Origin of the sequence: Streptomyces sp. 3214.6 (assembly GCF_900129855.1) — a bacterium.
Classification (GTDB): domain Bacteria; phylum Actinomycetota; class Actinomycetes; order Streptomycetales; family Streptomycetaceae; genus Streptomyces; species Streptomyces soliscabiei.
The window spans coordinates 8,311,334-8,327,952 of sequence record NZ_LT670819.1 but is presented as its reverse complement, the minus strand read 5'-3'; the positions used below and the strand labels follow the sequence as shown (position 1 = coordinate 8,327,952).

Below are 16,619 nucleotides of genomic sequence, written 5' to 3'. Positions count from 1 at the left end.
GTTCCTCCCCCAGCCGGTGGCTGCGCACGGTGTGCAGGCGACAGGTGCATGCGTGCGCTCATACGCACATAATGGCGGGACGGACGCGGGCGCGTCCACCTCGGCGCACCGGAAGGGGATCGACGTGAGCGAGCGGCACGACCACGAACACGGGCACGAGCACCAGCACGGGCATCACCATGATCACGCCCATGAGCATCCGCACCACGCCCCCTCCCGCTCTCGCTCCCCCGGCCTTCGCCATCGCGTCGCCCATCTCCTCACCCCGCACTCCCATGAGGCCGCCGACAAGCTGGACCCGGCCCTGGAGTCCTCGGCCCGGGGTATGCGCGCGCTCTGGCTGTCGCTGGCGGTGCTGGGCGTGACGGCCGTCGCGCAGGCGGTCGTGGTGGTGCTGTCCGGGTCGGTGGCGCTGCTCGGCGACACGGTGCACAACGCGGCGGACGCGCTGACGGCCGTGCCCTTGGGGATCGCCTTCGTGCTGGGCCGGCGGGCGGCCACGCGCCGCTTCACCTACGGCTACGGACGGGCGGAGGACCTGGCGGGCATCGCGATCGTGCTGACGATCGCCGCGTCGGCGGCCTTCGCGGGATGGACGGCCGTCGAGCGGCTGCTGGACCCGCGACCCGTGCACCACATCGGCGCGGTCGCCGTGGCCGCGCTGGTGGGCTTCGCGGGCAATGAGTGGGTGGCGCGGTACCGCATCCGGGTCGGCCGCTCCATCGGCTCGGCCGCGCTGGTGGCGGACGGACTGCACGCGCGCACGGACGGGTTCACCTCACTGGCGGTGCTGCTGGGCGCGGGCGGCTCCGCGCTCGGGTGGCAACTCGCGGACCCGATCGTCGGGTTGACGATCACGGCGGCGATCGCGCTGGTGCTGCGGGACGCGGCGCGGGAGGTGTTCCGGCGCGTCATGGACGCGGTGGACCCGGCCCTGGTCGACCGGGCCGAGCGGGCGCTGCGGGAGGTCGAAGGGGTGTGCGGGGTGGGCGAGTTGCGGCTGCGCTGGATCGGGCACCGGCTGCGGGCCGAGGTGGCGGTCGTCGTGGACGGCGAGATGACGGTACGTCAGGCGCACGGTATCGCCGTGGACGCGGAACACGCCCTGCTGCACGCCGTCCCCCGTCTGACGGCCGCGCTGGTCCACGCGGACCCGGCGCCGACCCCGGGCGAGGACGACCCGCATCTGGCCCTCGCCCATCACGGGGTGGCCTGAGCTCAGACCACCCCGAGCCCCTCCAGCACCACCGCGCCCGGCAGTTCGGCGAGGGCCTTGCCCGGCACCAGGAGCTTGCCGCGTCGACGGCCGCTGCCCACCAGGACGTACGGCAGGTCGACGACGGCGGAGTCCACCAACACCGGCCAGGCGGCGGGGAGTCCGATCGGGGTGATCCCGCCGTACTCCATGCCGGTCTCCCCGACGGCCGTGTCCATGGCGGCGAACGAGGCCTTGCGGGCGCCCAGTTGGCGGCGGACGACGCCGTTGACGTCGACCCGGGTGGTGGACAGCACGAGGCACGCGGCGAGGGTCGTCTCGCCGCCGCGCTTGCCGGCCACCACCACGCAGTTCGCGGACTGCTCCAGCAGTTCGGGCCCGTAGTGCTCCACGAACACGGCCGTGTCCGCCCACTGCGGGTCGGTGTCGACGTAGACGATCCGGTCGGCGGGCACGCTGCCGCTCCAGTGGCGTACGGCGTCGGCGACCGGGCCGGTCAGCTCGTCGAGGCAGTCGGGGGCGGGGACGGCGGTGTCGAAGTGACCGATGGGTGCGCGCATGATCGCACGCTAACAGCCCGTCCACGCCCGCCGGAGGGGGGTCTCAGCTCACGGGCGGCGGCACCGACACGGTCAGCACCATCTCCGTCGGGACCTCGCCCTGATTCCCGTACCGGTGCGCGGCATTGGCCTCGAACGTGACGCTCGCGCCCGTCGGCACGCGGTACTCCACGCCGTCGACGGTGAGGGTGAGTTCACCGGCGGTGACATGGGCGATCTCGACGGTGCCCGGCGGGTGCGGCTCCGAGCCACTGCTCTCGCCGGGCATGAGCCACCAGTCCCACATCTCCAGCGGGCCCGGCGCCTCCGTGCCCGCGAGGAGCCGGCTGAAGCTGCCCTCGTCGGTGTGCCACAGCCGTACCGCCTGCTCGGCGGGGACGACGCGGACCTTTGGTCCCTGTTCGTAGTCGAGCAGGGTGGTGATGCTCACCCCGAGCGCGTCGCCGATCTTGACGACCGTGCCGAGGCTGGGGTTCGTACGGGCCTGCTCGATCTGGATCAGCATGCCGCGACTGACCCCGGCACGGGCCGCGAGCGTGTCGAGGGTGAAGCCGCGCACCGCGCGCCAGTGCTTGACGTTGCGCGCCAGGGACTGAGTCAGGAGTTCGAGGTCCGACACGTTCCGTCCACTTCGGGAGTCCAATATTCTGGATGACAGGGTTCAGCGCCCTGCACTACGGTGTGGTGCACCCGACCGTGCACCGAACTGTACTGCGAGGACCCCGTGACAGCACTCTTCGCCCTGGCCACCAGCCTGCTGTGGGGCCTGGCCGACTTCGGCGGCGGGCTGCTGACCCGGAGGACCCCGGCGCTCACGGTGGTCATGGTCTCGCAGTCGATCGCGGCGGCCGTCCTCGGCGTGATCGTGATCGCCACCGGCGGCTGGAGCGAGGCCGGTCCCCGGCTGTGGTTCGCGGTCGCGGCCGGGCTGGTGGGGCCCGTCGCCCTGCTCTCGTTCTACAAGGCGCTGGCGCTCGGCCCCATGGGGGTCGTGTCCCCGCTGGCCACGCTGAGCGTGGCCGTGCCGGTCTCCGTCGGGCTGGTCCTCGGCGAGCGCCCGGGGCTCGTCCAGCTCGCGGGCATCGCGGTGGCGGTCGTCGGGGTCGTCCTCGCGGGCGGTCCGCAGCTGCGCGGCGCGGCGGTGCAGCGGCAGGCCGTGCTGCTCACGCTGGTCGCGGCGCTCGGTTTCGGCACGGTGTTCGTGCTGATCACCGAGGCGTCCACGACCGTCACCGGCCTGTTCCTCGCCCTGTTCGTGCAGCGCGTGACCAATGTGGCCACGGGCGGCGCGGCGCTGTACGTCGCCGTCCGGCGCGGGGCGTCCGCGCTGCCCGCGGGCGGGCTCGCGTGGGCCTCGCTGCCGTCGTTCGGGTTCGTCGGGCTGGCCGACGTCGCCGCGAACGGCACCTACGCCGTCGCCGCACAGCACGGCCCGGTCACGGTGGCCGCGGTGCTCGCCTCGCTCTACCCGGTGGTGACGGCACTGGCCGCGCGCGGCTTCCTGCGGGAGCGGCTGCGCGCGGTCCAGGCCGCGGGCGCGGGACTGGCGCTGGTGGGCACGCTGCTGCTGGCGGCGGGCTGAGTCAGCCCTCCGGCTCCAGCCGGGCCAGCTTCTCGACGGTCTCCTCGTCCAGCTCGGACAGCGCGACCAGCTGGTCCGGGGTGACCCCGTCCGGTATCGGCACCGGCGCGGGCGTGCGCAGCGGCGGCTGCCAGCCCGCGGCGGGCGTCCAGCGCCGTACGACCTTGGCGGGCGCCCCCGCGACGACGGAGTGGTCGGGCACCGTACCCCGCACCACCGCCCCCGCCGCGACCACGACGTTGCGTCCGATCCGTGCTCCCGGCAGGATCACGGCCCCCGTACCGATCCAGCAGCCGGGACCGATCTCCACGGGCTCCATGCGGGGCCACTGCTTGCCGATGGGCTCGTGCGGATCGTCGTAGGAGTGGTTCGTGGACGTCACATACACATACGGGCCGAAGTAGCAGTCGCTGCCGATGGTGACCGTCGTGTCGGCGATGACATGGCTGCCCCGGCCGAGGACCACGCCGTCACCGAGGCGCAGGATCGGGTCGGGGCCGAGGTCGAGGTCGGGCATCAGACCGGCGGTGAGGGTCACCTGCTCGCCTACGATGCAGTGCGCGCCGAGGTGGATCCACGGCTCCCCGAACACCGTGCCGAGCGGGAAGGCGAGCCGGGTGCCCGTGCCCATCGAGCCGAAGCGGAAGCGGCCTGGGTGCTCGGCGGTGACGGAGCCGGTGCGCTGCACCCAGGCCCAGCCGGCCTGGACGGCGCGCTGCCCCAGGCGACGCCGCCATGATGAGAACGTGTTCTTGCGCTTCGGCACCCGCTCACCGTACTCAGCGCGCGTTGCGGCCATGGGTGCGAAGCCCTGTGATCTTCGCCCTACCGGGTGGCGTACCGTGCGGGAGGACGACCGACACGAGGAGACGGTGATGACGCACAAGGCGCTGATCGTGGGCATCGGCGGCAGGGAACCCGAGGTCGACGCGGAGGCGTTCGTGGCGCCGACGGCCTCGGTGATCGGGGACGTGACGCTTCAGGCGGGCGCGAGCGTCTGGTACGGCGCGGTCGTGCGCGGTGACGTCGAGCGGATCACCGTCCGGCGCGACGCCAACATCCAGGACAACGTGACGCTGCACGCCGACCCCGGCTTTCCGGTGACGATCGGCGAGCGGGTGTCCGTCGGCCACAACGCGGTCGTGCACGGGGCGACGGTCGGGGACGACTGCCTGATCGGGATGGGCGCGACCGTGCTCAACGGGGCGGTGATCGGGGCGGGTTCGCTGGTCGCCGCGCAGGCGCTCGTCCCGCAGGGAATGGAGGTGCCGCCGGGGTCACTGGTGGCGGGGGTGCCGGCGAAGGTGAAGCGGGCGTTGAGCGAGGAGGAGCGTCAGGGAGTGACCCTCAACGGCACGCTCTACGCGGACCTGGCCAAAGCCCATGGTGAGATCCACGAGTAGGCACTACTCGGCAGCGGCCACTGTCTCGACCTCGGCCTTCGCCTCGGCCTCCCGGGCGGCGCGCTTCGCCTTGCGCTTGATGATCAGGAACGACGTCAGGCCGATCAGCGCCGCTGCCACGAGCCCCAGGTACGAGAACTTCTTCAGCCAGGACTCCGCGACCACACCCACGTAGTAGATGACGGCCGTCGTGCCGCCGGCCCAGGCGATGCCGCCGAGGACGTTGGCGATCAGGAACTTCCAGTACGGCATGTGCAGGACGCCCGCGAGCGGGCCGGCGAAGATGCGCAGGAGGGCGATGAAGCGGCCGAAGAAGACGGCCCACATGCCCCACTTCTCGAAGGACCGCTCGGCGGTGGCGATGTGCCCCTCGCCGAAGTGCTTGGGGAACTTCGCGCCGAGCCAGGCCAGCAGCGGGCGCCCGCCCTTGCGGCCGATGGCGTAGCCGATGGAGTCGCCGATCACCGCGCCGGCGGTGGCGCAGGCGCCGAGGACGACGGGGTTGATACCGCCGTGCTGGGAGGACATCAGCGCGGCTGAGACCAGGACGATCTCGCCCGGCAGCGGGATGCCGAGGCTTTCGAGTCCGATGACCAGGGCGACCACTGCATAGACGGCGGCCGCGGGCACCGTGTCGAGCCATTCCTGCACGTGCACCGCGCGTTCCTCCCGTTTGACGTCCCTCGGCAGCCTTGCGTACCCGGGAAGCCTACCGGGTCGGCCGGGCCCGGTCCCTCTCGTGGTGCAGCGCGCTATACCACGGATCCGGGGGTGCGGTCCCTGGTGGCGGCTGCCCTCTCACGTGATCGTGGTGGGTACGGAACCCAGCGTCCTGGCCCTTGATCGACCGGGCGGCGGCCGAGCTCAGGGACGTCGGCCCCTCGTGACCGGGTGGTCGGCAACGAGAAGGAGGGGCCGCTCCCCTCGGGCGGCCCCTCCTTCGGTTTTCGGTTCGTCGCTCAGTGACCGAGCGAAAGGGGCTTGGCCACGTTCACGACGGCGTCGCCGAGCAGGCGGGGTACCTCGGCGGGGGCCGGGACGGCGTCGAGCAGGGTTGCGGGGGCCGTTCCCGCTGTCGGTCCGGCCGGGTCGGCCGCGGCTCCGCAGCAGCCCACCTGGGCGACCCTCGTCCCGAACTCCGGCGCGAGCGGGGCGGGTTCGGCCGGAGCGGGCGCCGGGGCCGTGTCGGGGGCGAAGGGCGCGGCGCCGGGCGGGGCCGGGGACTCCGGGAGGCCCCGATCACCCGGAGGGTGCGCGGTCCCCGGACCGGGCGGCTGTGCCGTCCCGCGCACCTCCGGGCCGGGGGCCCCGGCCGCCACGTCGGCGGTGTCGAACACCCAGCGCTGTCCGGCCGACCCGTCCCGCTCGGCGACGACGGCCTTCCTCGACCCTGCGGCACCGCGGGCGACGACCAGGCCGCCGTCCCGGCGCAGCAGGATTTCACCGCGGACGGTCAGGTCGAAGAACGTCTCGCCGGAGTGCACCAGACACGCGGCCAGGGCGGTCGTGCGGTGGCCGGGGTCGGCGGTCAGGCAGAGCGTCGGGGCGGCGGAGCTGCGCAGCAGTCCGTCGTCCTGGTACGACCACTGTTGGGAGGCGGCGGACGAGCACGCGGCCACGACGATCGGCGTTCCGGGCTCGGTCCGGCCGTCGTCGGCGTCCAGGCAGAGTCCGCTGACCGGGCTGCGCAGCCTGCCGTGGCCGGCCTCGGCGGCCCGGGAGTCGGACGCGGAGGCGGCCGACGGGGATCCGGAGGGCGGGCCGGCGTCGGAGCGGCTCGGGACGCCCTGTCCGTCGGCGGCGGGGGTGTTGGTCCCGCCGACCGGTGCGCCCCAGGTGGCTCGGGGCGCGGGGACACCGTTGTCGTCGGTCCAGCCCTTGGCGACGAAGACCGTCGCGACCAGCGCCAGGGAGGTCAGTCCCACACCCACGAGCATGGCCTTGGGCCGTCTGCCCGGCAGCGCGAGCAACCCCGCCGAGGTGGTGCGGTGCCGGCCTCCGCCGGCGAACGGACGCACCCCGGCGGGCCGGGCCGGGGCGTCGGCGGACGGGGCGCGTCCGGGGCGGGAGTCGAGGTAGCGGCGGGCGCCCCAGCCGAGCACGGTCTCGGCGAGCAGTACGTCCAGTCCGCCGTCGAAATGGCTGAGCTGTTCGGCGGCGTGTCGGCAGAAGCGGCAGTACGCGAGATGCGAGCGGACATCGGGCAGCAGGGTTCCGCCGCGGCGCAGGGGAACGTCCAGGAGACGGTTATAGAAACGGCATTCGCTCGTCGGCGCGAGTTCACGGTGGGCGCGCACGCAGCCGGCCCGGAATTGTTCCCGTGACTGTTCCAGGACGGCCGCCGCGGTGATGTCGTCCACGCCCGACAGACCGGCCGGTACGGATATGGGTTCCGCCTCCACCTCCGTGTGCCACAAGAGGCATTGGGAGGCGGCCGGGAGTGACCGGAAAGCGCGCTCGGCGAGTTGCCGCCTTTCGGACGTCACGGGCCGTGCCGCACGCAGTCCCCGGCCGCCGACGGTTTTCCGCAGTTCCGGCAGAACGGCGGACACCCCGTCGGCGCCGGCCCATTCCCTGACCGTCTCCCGTACGGCGACGAGCAGTTGGGGACGCAGGGCGCCCCCGGTACGCCCGTCCGTCAGCCGACCGAGCACCTCGTGGAACGCGGCGGCGGCCACGAGCCGCGCCGTGTCCTCGGTGCCGGCCAGGCAGACGGTCGCATAGTCGTGCGCCGCCCGCCAGTGGCGGGCGATCAGCAGGGCGACCGCGCGGGCGCGTCCGTCGGGGTCGCCCAGCCGGGCAACGAGTTGGGGGTCGGAATCGCCGGGTGGCCGTCCGGGGCGGGGCGGGTAGGGCGGTCGTGGGGGGTTCGGGGATTGCACGGAACCATTTCCTTCCAAGCCGACGGACGGCACGGAAAACACGTCGTCGGAAAGCAGGTGCCTGATTGGTGCGTACCTTTGGCCTGATCGGGCACGTTGGCCGGATCCGACCCATCCGTAAGGGGAGGCTCACCTTCGCACACGCGCCTCACGGGAAACAAGGAGTTCGAGTGACCCAAGTTCAAAGCGGGGAAACTTCAGATAAGTTACCGGCGGTATCCGCACCCGCATTCGAAAATGACCCGGACTGCGGGACTCAACTTGTGTACGCGGAAAGCCGGATGAGGCACGGAATCTCCAACTTCCGGCCCTCGCGGGGCCGACCGCCCCGGCACGGGAGCGGCCCACAGGAATCTCCGAGGGGACTCTCGGCGTTCTCCCATCCCGGTGGGCCAGCATGCTCCGCATGAGCACCCCCCACCCCGCACCCCGCGTCCGCAAAGCGGTCGTCCCGGCCGCCGGTCTCGGCACCCGTTTCCTGCCGGCCACCAAGGCGACTCCCAAGGAGATGCTGCCGGTCGTCGACAAGCCGGCCATCCAGTACGTCGTCGAGGAGGCTGCCGCCGCCGGCCTGGACGACGTCCTGATGGTCACCGGCCGGCACAAGCGCGCCATCGAGGACCACTTCGACCACGCCTTCGAACTGGAGCAGGCGCTCGCCGCCAAGGGCGACACCGTGCGGCTGGACGCGGTGCGCGACCCGGCCCGGCTCGCCGACATCCACCACATCCGGCAGGGCGACCCGCTCGGCCTCGGCCACGCGGTGCTGTGCGCCCGCAACCACGTGGGCGACCAGCCGTTCGCCGTGCTCCTGGGCGACGATCTCATCGACCCGCGCGAGACCCTGCTCAGCAGCATGCTCGAGGTCCGCGAGCGGTACGCCGGCAGCGTGGTCGCCCTGATGGAGGTCCCGCCGGAGCAGGTCCACCTCTACGGCTGCGCGGCCGTGGAGCCGTCCGGCGAGGAGGGGGTCGTGCGCGTCACCGGCCTGGTGGAGAAGCCCGCGCGCCAGGACGCGCCGAGCCGGTACGCGGTAATCGGGCGCTACGTCCTCGACCCGGCCGTATTCGACGTCCTGGAGCGCACCCAGCCGGGCCGCGGCGGCGAGATCCAGCTCACCGACGCCCTGCAGGAACTCGCGGCGGCCGGCACGGTGCACGGCGTGATCTTCTCCGGCCGCCGCTACGACACCGGCGACAAGGCCGACTACCTGCGCACGGTCGTCCGGCTGGCCTGCGACCGTCCCGACCTGGGACCGGAGTTCGTGGCCTGGCTCAAGGAGTTCGTGGCAGGCCTGGAGGACGGCGGGACGCAGCGGGAGCGGCTGGCGGCGTGACGGTCTGACGGTCTGACGGTCTGACGGCGCGATTGCGTCACGGGGCCGGGACAGCGCGACGGCCCCGGCGATGGGTGTGCACCTGCCCGAGGCCGTCGCTCTCGTTCGCACGACGCTCCGCCGCTGAATCCCTCGGCCGTTGGTTCCCTCGGCCATTGGTTCCCTCGGCCGTTGGTTCCCTCGGCCATTGGTTCCCTCGGCCATTGGTTCCCTCGGCCGTTGGAATCTCAGCCGTTGGGGCGCAGGGTCCAGATCACGGTCATCTCGCCGGTGACTGCCCCGTCCGCTCGGCGGATCTCGATCGCGACCGGGAACTCGGGGCGCTCCCCCGCGTCGAGCTGCGCGACGACCTCGGCGGCCGGGCGGCCCAGGGTGGCGGTGGCGGTGACCGCGCCCATGGCCAGCTTCCGGTAGGCGATCTCGGCGCCGACGGCGAGCGGCACGGCGCGGGACAGCTGGTCGCCGAACGCGGCCAGGACGATCGCGCCGCTGGCGGACTCGCCGAGCGTGAACATCGCCCCGGCGTGCGGCCCGCCCACGTGGTTGTGGAACTCGCTCTGGTCCGGCAGGGCGACCACGGCCTTCTCCGGACCGGCCTCGAGGAACTCGAGATTCAGGGTCCGGGCCATGGGCACCGTGGCGGCGAGCATCTCGCCGATGGACATCTGGTCTGCGCTCATGGCCACAATGTTACCTACGAGTAGCTTCTGCTGGCCAGCACGTCCTGACAAGGGGCGGTGACCGCACCATGCCCCGACGGCACTAGGGTTTCTGGCCATGTGGCCAGGACAGCAGCCGCCCGGGGGAGAGCAGAACCCGCAGGCGCAGAACAATCCGTACCAACAGCCGGGATACCAGCAGCCGAATCCGTATCAGCAGCCCGGTTACCAGCAGCAGCCCAACCCCTATGCACAGCAGCCCGCGCAGCCGCCCACGCAGCCGCAGTGGGGCGCCCCGGCGCCCGCGGGCGCGCCCACCCCTCCGCCCGGCGCAGGGGGCGGAGGCGGCAACCGGACGAAGCTGGTGGCGATCGTCGCGGCATCGGCCGTCGTCGTGGCCGCCGGTGTCACCGGGTTCCTGGTGCTGGGCGGCGACGACGACAAACCGGTCGACGCGGGCAAGGGCAGCGCGAGCCCCACGACCTCGACGTCCGCCTCCGCTTCCGCGTCGTCCTCGTCCGGCACGGACGACAACCCGCGCAGCAACGAGACGGAGAAGCCGACCGTCGCCGGCTGGAAGGTCGTCGTGAACCCCAAGTGGGGGATCGCCTTCGACGTGCCGGCCGACTGGGAGGTCCAGTCGCCGGGGCTCGGCCAGGGCTTCGAGTGGGAGGACAAGACGAAGCCCGACGGCTACGACGCGATCCATCAGCAGGGCACGGCCGAGTTCAAGTCGAAGTGGTGCTCCACGGACTCCGACAAGGACGGCAAGACCGACGACACCGCGCTCGCCGTGGTCGGCAGCAAGGGAGCCGAAGGGGCCAAGACCACCGACGAGATCGCGATCAACACGCCCGCCTGGTGGGTCTTCGGCGGCTATACCCAGCCGGACAAGAAGAGCATCACCTTCGACAAGAAGGCCACCCCCTTCACGACCGCCTCCGGCGTCAAGGGCAGTTACGCCTGGGCACAGTCGACGAACACGCCCCAGAAGGGCAAGTGCGACAGCGACGGCAAGGCGATCACCTTCGGCTTCAAGAACTCCAACGGCGACTACGTGTCATGGAACCTGTACGGGGCCAAGGGCGTGAAGGACGAGCTCCCGAAGGCCACGATCATGCAGATCCTCAGCACCGTACGGCTGCACGGGACACCGACGCACAACTGACCGACTCATGACCCGCCGCGACCGAGGGCATGCCGATGTCCTCGGTCCGGGGAGGGGCGGGTCGCAAGCGGCGCAGATGGTTGACCTGTCCACAACAACCTTCCGGCGTAACGTGGTGCCGAGACGAACAACAGGGCGCGCGCCGGTGCGACCCTCGCCTCGCTGGGCGCCCCAGCGTTCCGCAACTCGCTCGGCGGCCTGCTCCGAAGGCGGACAACAGGAAGCTGCCGATCTGAGGTTCAGCCGATGCCGAACGCGCCGTCGGGCGGTACGGGTGAGGGTACGGCGTCCTCGTCGCGTACCGGGCGGGCGTCGCCGATGAATTGACGCAGGCCGGGGCCGTGCTCCACCCGGGCGGGGAACGCGTCGGAGGCGGTGCGGCGGGCCAGCGCGGTCACGTCGAGCGGGCGGTGCGCGGCGACGAGCACCGCGTTGCCGAACCGGCGGCCGCGCAGGACGGCCGGCTCGGCGATGAGCACCAACTCCTCGAACACCGCGGCGAGGTTGGCGAGTTGGGACCGCAGGAAGCCGAAGGGCGCGGCGTCGGCGAGGTTCGCCAGATAGACGCCGTCGCCGCGCAGGACCCGTCCGGCCTCCTGGGCGTAGGACAGGGACGTCAGCTGGGCGGGGACCCGGGAGCCGCCGAAGACATCGGCGACGAGCGCATCGGCGGAGCCGTCCGGGGCCGCCTCCAGCCAGGCCCGCGCGTCGGCTGCGTGCAGTGCGATGTCCGCACCGGCCGGCACCGGCAGGTGCTCGGTGACCAGGTCCAGCAGAGCGCGGTCGAACTCGACGACGTCCTGCCGGGAGCCCGGGCGGGTCGCGGCCAGGTACCGGGGCAGGGTGAGGGCGCCGCCGCCGAGGTGCAGCACGGCCAGTGGCCGTCCCGTCTCGGCGACGGTGTCCAGGACGTGCCCGAGGCGCCGCGCGTACTCGAACTCCAGATACGTCGGGTCGTCCAGGTCGACGTACGACTGCGGCGCCCCGTCGACGGTCAGCAGCCAGGCCCGCTCCCGGTCGACGTCGGGCATCAGCTTGGCGATGCCGTGATCGACGTCGCGGGTGACGGGTATGGCTTCCACCTGTTCATTGTGCCTGCAGTGCGACCCCCGAAGGGGCGCGGGGCCGTCCCCCCACACGGCTCCCGCGCACCCTCAGAGGACGGCAGTGACGGTGCCCGCTCCCACGGTCCGTCCGCCCTCACGGACGGCGAACCCGAGACCCGGCTCCAACGGAACCTCCCGCCCCAGTTCGACGGTCATGACGACCCGGTCCCCCGGCCGCGCCACGGCCACCTCCCCCAGGTCCACATCGCCCACGACGTCAGCCGTGCGGATGTAGAACTGCGGCCGGTACCCGGTGGAGACAGGCGTCGTACGTCCTCCTTCACGCGCCGAGAGCACGTACACCTGGGCCGTGAAGCGACGACTCGGCCGGACACTTCCCGGCGCCGTGACCACATGGCCCCGCCGGACGACGTCCCGTGGCACCCCACGCAACAGCAGTGCCACGTTGTCCCCCGCCTGCGCCTCCGCCATCGGTTTGCCGAAGGTCTCCAGGCCGGTGACGACGCTCTCCAGTCCGGCGCCGAGCACTTCGACCCGGTCGCCCACCCGGACCGTGCCCCGCTCCACCGCGCCGGTGACGACAGTTCCCCGGCCCGTGATGGTGAGCACGTTCTCCACGGACAGCAGGAACGGCGCGTCGAGATACCGCTCGGGGATCGGCACATACGTGTCGACCGCGTCGAGCAGCGCGTCGATGGAGGCCGTCCACCGCGGGTCGCCCGCCAGGGCCTTGAGCCCCGACACCCGTACGACGGGCGCGGCGTCGCCGCCGTAGCCGTGCTGGGTGAGGAGTTCCCGGACCTCCAGCTCGACGAGGTCGGCGAGCTCCTCGTCGGCGGCGTCCGCCTTGTTCAGGGCCACGACCACGTGGTCGACGCCCACCTGCCGGGCGAGCAGCACATGCTCGGCGGTCTGCGGCATGATCCCGTCGAGCGCGGAGACGACGAGGATCGCCCCGTCGAGCTGCGCGGCGCCGGTGACCATGTTCTTGACGTAGTCGGCGTGGCCCGGCATGTCGACGTGCGCGTAGTGGCGGGTGTCGGTCTCGTACTCGACGTGCGCGATGTTGATGGTGATGCCGCGCGCGGCCTCCTCCGGGGCGCGGTCGATGCGGTCGAACGGCACGAAGGTGCCGGCGCCGCGGTCGGCGAGGACCTTGGTGATGGCGGCGGTCAGGGTGGTCTTGCCGTGGTCGACGTGACCCATGGTGCCGATGTTCAGGTGCGGCTTGGTGCGCACGTAGGCGGTCTTGGGCATGGCTGTACCTCGAAGCGTGTCCGTAGGAAGTGGGACCCCGAGGAGCTGGCCGACCCTCCCCCTGCGGGGTCGCCGGACGATCCGGAGAGGGTCAGCTTCGGGCGCCGTCGACAGCGGCCGCGAGGAGCGGGACGGCAGCCTTCGGTGCATCCGCGACTGCGGATGCTGCGAGGACGAAGGCGTACCGGAACATGGTGTCGATGATCGCCGAGGGTTCGTCCGGTGTCGAATGGTTTTCGGCGTGGTGGGAACTGCTGGACCTGGACTCGCCGAAGGCCCGTGCGGCGGGTGCGCCGGGGCGTGTCGTGGCGATCGGGGCCGTCCGGGACGGGGACACGGTCCACGACTGGTTCGTGATCCTGCTCGCCGTCACCGCCGACCCGAGGGCGAACAACCGCTGGCCACCCTCTACCGGGGCGCGGTCGTGCGGCGCCTCGCCGGCGCGGACTCCGACCCCCTCCACCCCTGCGCGGCCGTGGCCGACACGGTGGGCAGGGCGCCGGCCGACCAGCTCTCGGTGCCGTTCCGCTTCGTGAGCCCGCCCCCCCCCGACGCACGGGTGAGGCCCGCATCTGTGACGGTCGTGAGACGGACCATACGGCGATCACACATGTCCGTCCGTTACTGTCGCGGGATGCTCGATGCCACCACCCGCTCTGGGGGCACGGCCACGGCCCCTCCCCGGGCCACCGCCACGGAGCTGGTCGTCCCCGTACCGGCTCCCGTGCCCTTCGCCATGTCCGTCGCGGCTCCCGTCGCCGCGTCCGGCGGTTTCACCGCGCGCTGCAGCAGAGTGCTTCGCTCGCCCTGGGCCCGGTTCGCGCTGCTGGTCGCGCTGCTCGCGGGGGCCGCGTCGAGCGTGCTGCTCTTCGAACCGCAAAAGCTCCTCGCGGACGGCTGGCCACCGCAGTTGGGCGGCGTCTCGGCGGCCGCCGTCTTCGCGGTGGCGTACGGCCTGTGCACCGTGGCGTTCGTGCCGAGACCGCTGCTGAACGTGGCCGCGGGCGCGCTGTTCGGCACGCAGTGGGGTCTCACCGCGTCGCTGGCGGGCACGGTGCTGGGGGCCGGCATCGCGTTCGGGCTCGGCCGTGTCCTCGGGCAGGACGCGCTCCGTCCGCTGCTGCGCGGCCGGCTGCTCAAGGCGGCGGACGGCCAGTTGAGCCGGCACGGCATGCGCTCGATGCTGGCCGCCCGGCTGTTCCCGGGGGTGCCGTTCTGGGCCGCGAACTACTGCGCCGCCGTCTCCCGCATGGGCTGGTTGCCGTTCCTGGTCGCGACCGCGCTGGGGTCGATACCGAACACCGCGGCGTATGTCGTCGCCGGGGCGCGTGCCTCCTCGCCGACCTCGCCCGCCTTCCTGATCGCCATGGCCTGCATCGCCCTGCCGGCGGTCGGCGGCGCGGCGGTGGCCTGGCGCAAACGCCACCACCTGCGCAGGACCTGACGTATCGGACGCCTCACAACGTCTCAGACGCCTTCGAGAATCATCGCGTTGGCGAGCCCGCCCGCCTCACACATCGTCTGCAGGGCGTAGCGGGCGCCGCGTTCACGCATCGCGTGGACGAGGGTCGTCGTCAGACGGGTGCCGCTCGCGCCCAGCGGGTGCCCGAGCGCGATCGCCCCGCCGTGCACGTTGACCTTGGCGAGGTCGGCGCCAATCTCCTGCCGCCAGGCCAGGACGACGCTGGAGAAGGCCTCGTTGACCTCGAAGAGGTCGATGTCGTCGAGCCGTAGCCCCGCCCGGTGCAGCACCTTCTCGGTCGCCGGGATCACGCCGGTCAGCATCAGCAGCGGATCCGAGCCGGTGACGGCGAAGCTGTGCAGCCGGGCGAGCGGGCGCAGACCGAGGCGGGCGGCGGTCTCGCCGGAGGTGATGAGCACGGCCGACGCACCGTCGTTGACGGGGCTCGCGTTGCCCGCGGTGACGTTCCACTCGATCTGCGGGAAGCGCTCGGCGAAGGCCGGGTCGTAGTAGGCGGACTTGAGGCCGGCGAGGATCTCGGGTGTGCTCCCGGGACGTACGCACTCGTCGCGCGAGACGCCGTCCAGGGGGGCGACCTCGGCGTCGAAGAGACCCGCCGACCAGGCCGCGTCGGCCTTGTGGTGCGAGGACACCGCAAAGGCGTCCATCTGCTCCCGCGTGATCGACCACTTGGCGGCGATGAGCTCGGCGCTGACGCCCTGGGGAACGAGCCCTTCGGGGTAGCGCTCGGCCACGCCCGGGCCGAAGGGGTCCTTGCCGGGCGGCACGTTGGACCACATCGGCACCCGGCTCATCGACTCGACCCCGCAGGCGACGACGAGGTCGTAGGCGCCGGACATGACGCCCTGGGCCGCGAAGTGCACGGCCTGCTGGGAGGAGCCGCACTGGCGGTCGACGGTGGTCGCGGGGACCGTCTCGGGGAAGCCCGCCGACAGCAGCGCGTAGCGGGTGGTGTTCATGGCCTGCTCGCCGACCTGGTCGACGGTGCCGCCGATGACGTCGTCGATCAGCGCGGGGTCGACGCCCGAGCGCTCGACGAGGGTGCGCAGGGTGTGGGCGAGGAGTTCGACGGGGTGGACGTGGGCGAGGGAGCCGTTGGGCTTGCCCTTGCCCATGGGGGTGCGTACGGCTTCGACGATGACTGCGTCACGCATGTGCGGGGCCTCCATGACGAGCACGAGCAGGAATGCCTGGGGCACCTACTGATGAGTAGGAAATTCAAACCCACCATAACTCTGTGAGTTGGAAAATCCAACTGAATTGGGTTTGCTTTTCCAACGCTCCCCTAGACTGATCGCATGGCCGCCACCAAGAACTCCGAAGACTCCAAGGGCTCCGAGGGCTCCGAGGGCTCCGAGGGCTCCAAGAGCTCCCGGGGCTCCCAGGGCTCGAAAGCCCCGCGCCCCTGCTCGATCGCGGACGCCCTCGCACTCGTCGGCGAGAAGTACTCCCTGCTCGTCCTGCGGGAGGTCTGCATGGGCAACGGCCGCTTCGACCAGCTGGTGCGCAACATCGGCGCCCCGCGCGACATCCTGGCCACCCGGCTGCGCCGCCTCGTCGACGCCGGGATCCTGACCAGGCGCGCCTACAGCGAGCGCCCGCAGCGCTTCGAGTACCGGGCGACCCAGGCGGGCCTCGAACTGGAGCCGGTCCTGATGACGCTCATGGCGTGGGGCGACCGCCACCTCCGCGAGGACGACGACCGCCCCATGGTGATCGAGCACGTCTGCGGCAACGAACTGGTCCCTCTGGTCACCTGCTCGGCCTGCGGCGAGGAGGTCCGTCACGAGGACCTGAGCGCCCACCCGCAAGCACCGGGGTGGACGGTAGCGGGCCCGTCGGCGGCGTAGCACGTCACGCGGCCGAACAGATGGACCAGCCAGCCGGCCACGACGTTCTGCCCGGCCTCCAGGGCCAGTGCGTGCAGACGGGCTCCGATGCCGGTGAGTTCGGCGGGGTCGGCCGGATGGAGTTCGGCCTCCCCGTCGCCGGGCGAAGAGGCCGGG

17 protein-coding genes are annotated in these 16,619 nt (G+C 72.1%); 7 read left to right on the top strand and 10 right to left on the bottom strand.

Going from position 1 to position 16,619, the window contains the following annotated elements; translation table 11 throughout:
* Nucleotides 1–124 precede the first annotated feature (124 nt).
* Nucleotides 125–1,216 (top strand): cation diffusion facilitator family transporter, encoded by a 1,092-nt coding sequence (locus B5557_RS37685; protein ID WP_079663687.1) that lies wholly within the window; start codon nt 125–127, stop codon nt 1,214–1,216.
* A gap of 2 nt (nt 1,217–1,218) precedes the next feature.
* On the opposite strand, the gene B5557_RS37680 is transcribed toward B5557_RS37685, so the two are convergent.
* Both B5557_RS37680 and B5557_RS37675 read right to left on the bottom strand, forming a co-directional pair.
* Entirely contained in the window at nt 1,219–1,776 is a 558-nt protein-coding gene (locus tag B5557_RS37680; RefSeq protein WP_079663686.1) for a YbaK/EbsC family protein, read from the bottom strand.
* A gap of 43 nt (nt 1,777–1,819) precedes the next feature.
* Nucleotides 1,820–2,395 (bottom strand): XRE family transcriptional regulator, encoded by a 576-nt coding sequence (locus tag B5557_RS37675; RefSeq protein ID WP_079663685.1) that lies wholly within the window; start codon nt 2,393–2,395, stop codon nt 1,820–1,822.
* Nucleotides 2,396–2,500: 105 nt separating this feature from the next.
* Between B5557_RS37675 and B5557_RS37670 the strand changes: the two genes are divergently transcribed.
* Nucleotides 2,501–3,358: a DMT family transporter gene (locus B5557_RS37670; RefSeq protein ID WP_079665209.1), complete on the top strand. Its 858-nt coding sequence runs from the start codon at nt 2,501–2,503 to the stop codon at nt 3,356–3,358.
* Between the two features lies 1 nt (nt 3,359).
* Here the strand turns inward: B5557_RS37670 and B5557_RS37665 are convergent, their stop codons facing one another.
* The gene (locus tag B5557_RS37665; protein ID WP_079663684.1) at nt 3,360–4,157 is read right to left on the bottom strand and encodes an acyltransferase; all 798 of its coding nucleotides are present in this window, start codon (nt 4,155–4,157) and stop codon (nt 3,360–3,362) included.
* Between the two features lie 76 nt (nt 4,158–4,233).
* Here B5557_RS37665 and B5557_RS37660 point away from each other — a divergent pair, with 76 nt between their 5' ends.
* Entirely contained in the window at nt 4,234–4,761 is a 528-nt protein-coding gene (locus tag B5557_RS37660; RefSeq protein WP_079663683.1) for a gamma carbonic anhydrase family protein, read from the top strand.
* 3 nt (nt 4,762–4,764) lie between these two features.
* Here the strand turns inward: B5557_RS37660 and B5557_RS37655 are convergent, their stop codons facing one another.
* Nucleotides 4,765–5,418 carry a DedA family protein gene (locus tag B5557_RS37655; protein ID WP_079663682.1) on the bottom strand — a complete coding sequence of 218 codons (654 nt, stop codon included), beginning with the start codon at nt 5,416–5,418 and terminating at the stop codon, nt 4,765–4,767.
* Nucleotides 5,419–5,720: 302 nt separating this feature from the next.
* A complete protein-coding gene (locus B5557_RS37650) occupies nt 5,721–7,643 on the bottom strand; it encodes an RICIN domain-containing protein (protein WP_079663681.1) in 1,923 nt (640 codons plus the stop codon).
* A gap of 397 nt (nt 7,644–8,040) precedes the next feature.
* Between B5557_RS37650 and galU the strand changes: the two genes are divergently transcribed.
* Nucleotides 8,041–8,979: a UTP--glucose-1-phosphate uridylyltransferase GalU gene (gene galU / locus B5557_RS37645; protein WP_079663680.1), complete on the top strand. Its 939-nt coding sequence runs from the start codon at nt 8,041–8,043 to the stop codon at nt 8,977–8,979.
* A 227-nt stretch (nt 8,980–9,206) separates the two neighbouring features.
* Here the strand turns inward: galU and B5557_RS37640 are convergent, their stop codons facing one another.
* Nucleotides 9,207–9,644 (bottom strand): DUF4442 domain-containing protein, encoded by a 438-nt coding sequence (locus B5557_RS37640; protein ID WP_079663679.1) that lies wholly within the window; start codon nt 9,642–9,644, stop codon nt 9,207–9,209.
* A 112-nt stretch (nt 9,645–9,756) separates the two neighbouring features.
* Here B5557_RS37640 and B5557_RS37635 point away from each other — a divergent pair, with 112 nt between their 5' ends.
* Nucleotides 9,757–10,806, top strand: a complete 1,050-nt coding sequence (locus tag B5557_RS37635) for a hypothetical protein (protein WP_079663678.1) — start codon at nt 9,757–9,759, stop codon at nt 10,804–10,806.
* 239 nt (nt 10,807–11,045) lie between these two features.
* On the opposite strand, the gene B5557_RS37630 is transcribed toward B5557_RS37635, so the two are convergent.
* The 3 genes from B5557_RS37630 to B5557_RS43990 all read right to left on the bottom strand — a co-directional run bounded on the left by B5557_RS37630 (nt 11,046) and on the right by B5557_RS43990 (nt 13,524).
* Entirely contained in the window at nt 11,046–11,837 is a 792-nt protein-coding gene (locus tag B5557_RS37630) for a spermidine synthase (RefSeq protein ID WP_079665208.1), read from the bottom strand.
* Between the two features lie 123 nt (nt 11,838–11,960).
* Entirely contained in the window at nt 11,961–13,130 is a 1,170-nt protein-coding gene (tuf, locus tag B5557_RS37625) for an elongation factor Tu (protein ID WP_079663677.1), read from the bottom strand.
* Nucleotides 13,131–13,221: 91 nt separating this feature from the next.
* Nucleotides 13,222–13,524 carry a hypothetical protein gene (locus B5557_RS43990; RefSeq protein WP_159424468.1) on the bottom strand — a complete coding sequence of 101 codons (303 nt, stop codon included), beginning with the start codon at nt 13,522–13,524 and terminating at the stop codon, nt 13,222–13,224.
* A gap of 240 nt (nt 13,525–13,764) precedes the next feature.
* On the opposite strand from B5557_RS43990, the gene B5557_RS37615 reads away from it, so the two are divergent.
* Nucleotides 13,765–14,574: a TVP38/TMEM64 family protein gene (locus tag B5557_RS37615; RefSeq protein WP_079665207.1), complete on the top strand. Its 810-nt coding sequence runs from the start codon at nt 13,765–13,767 to the stop codon at nt 14,572–14,574.
* A 23-nt stretch (nt 14,575–14,597) separates the two neighbouring features.
* Here the strand turns inward: B5557_RS37615 and B5557_RS37610 are convergent, their stop codons facing one another.
* Nucleotides 14,598–15,767 carry a thiolase family protein gene (locus B5557_RS37610; RefSeq protein ID WP_079665206.1) on the bottom strand — a complete coding sequence of 390 codons (1,170 nt, stop codon included), beginning with the start codon at nt 15,765–15,767 and terminating at the stop codon, nt 14,598–14,600.
* 144 nt (nt 15,768–15,911) lie between these two features.
* On the opposite strand from B5557_RS37610, the gene B5557_RS37605 reads away from it, so the two are divergent.
* Nucleotides 15,912–16,463: a winged helix-turn-helix transcriptional regulator gene (locus B5557_RS37605; protein ID WP_231976135.1), complete on the top strand. Its 552-nt coding sequence runs from the start codon at nt 15,912–15,914 to the stop codon at nt 16,461–16,463.
* Nucleotides 16,464–16,619: the final 156 nt, after the last annotated feature.

Coding starts and splice junctions, on each gene's coding strand:
- B5557_RS37680 (WP_079663686.1), bottom strand. CDS start 1,776: ATGCGCGCACCCATCGGTCACTTCGACACCGCCGTCCCCGCCCCCGAC.
- B5557_RS37665 (WP_079663684.1), bottom strand. CDS start 4,157: ATGGCCGCAACGCGCGCTGAGTACGGTGAGCGGGTGCCGAAGCGCAAG.
- B5557_RS37660 (WP_079663683.1), top strand. CDS start 4,234: ATGACGCACAAGGCGCTGATCGTGGGCATCGGCGGCAGGGAACCCGAG.
- galU (WP_079663680.1), top strand. CDS start 8,041: ATGCTCCGCATGAGCACCCCCCACCCCGCACCCCGCGTCCGCAAAGCG.
- B5557_RS37640 (WP_079663679.1), bottom strand. CDS start 9,644: ATGTCCATCGGCGAGATGCTCGCCGCCACGGTGCCCATGGCCCGGACC.
- B5557_RS37635 (WP_079663678.1), top strand. CDS start 9,757: ATGTGGCCAGGACAGCAGCCGCCCGGGGGAGAGCAGAACCCGCAGGCG.
- B5557_RS37630 (WP_079665208.1), bottom strand. CDS start 11,837: ATGCCCGACGTCGACCGGGAGCGGGCCTGGCTGCTGACCGTCGACGGG.
- tuf (WP_079663677.1), bottom strand. CDS start 13,130: ATGCCCAAGACCGCCTACGTGCGCACCAAGCCGCACCTGAACATCGGC.
- B5557_RS37615 (WP_079665207.1), top strand. CDS start 13,765: ATGCTCGATGCCACCACCCGCTCTGGGGGCACGGCCACGGCCCCTCCC.
- B5557_RS37610 (WP_079665206.1), bottom strand. CDS start 15,767: ATGCGTGACGCAGTCATCGTCGAAGCCGTACGCACCCCCATGGGCAAG.
- B5557_RS37605 (WP_231976135.1), top strand. CDS start 15,912: ATGGCCGCCACCAAGAACTCCGAAGACTCCAAGGGCTCCGAGGGCTCC.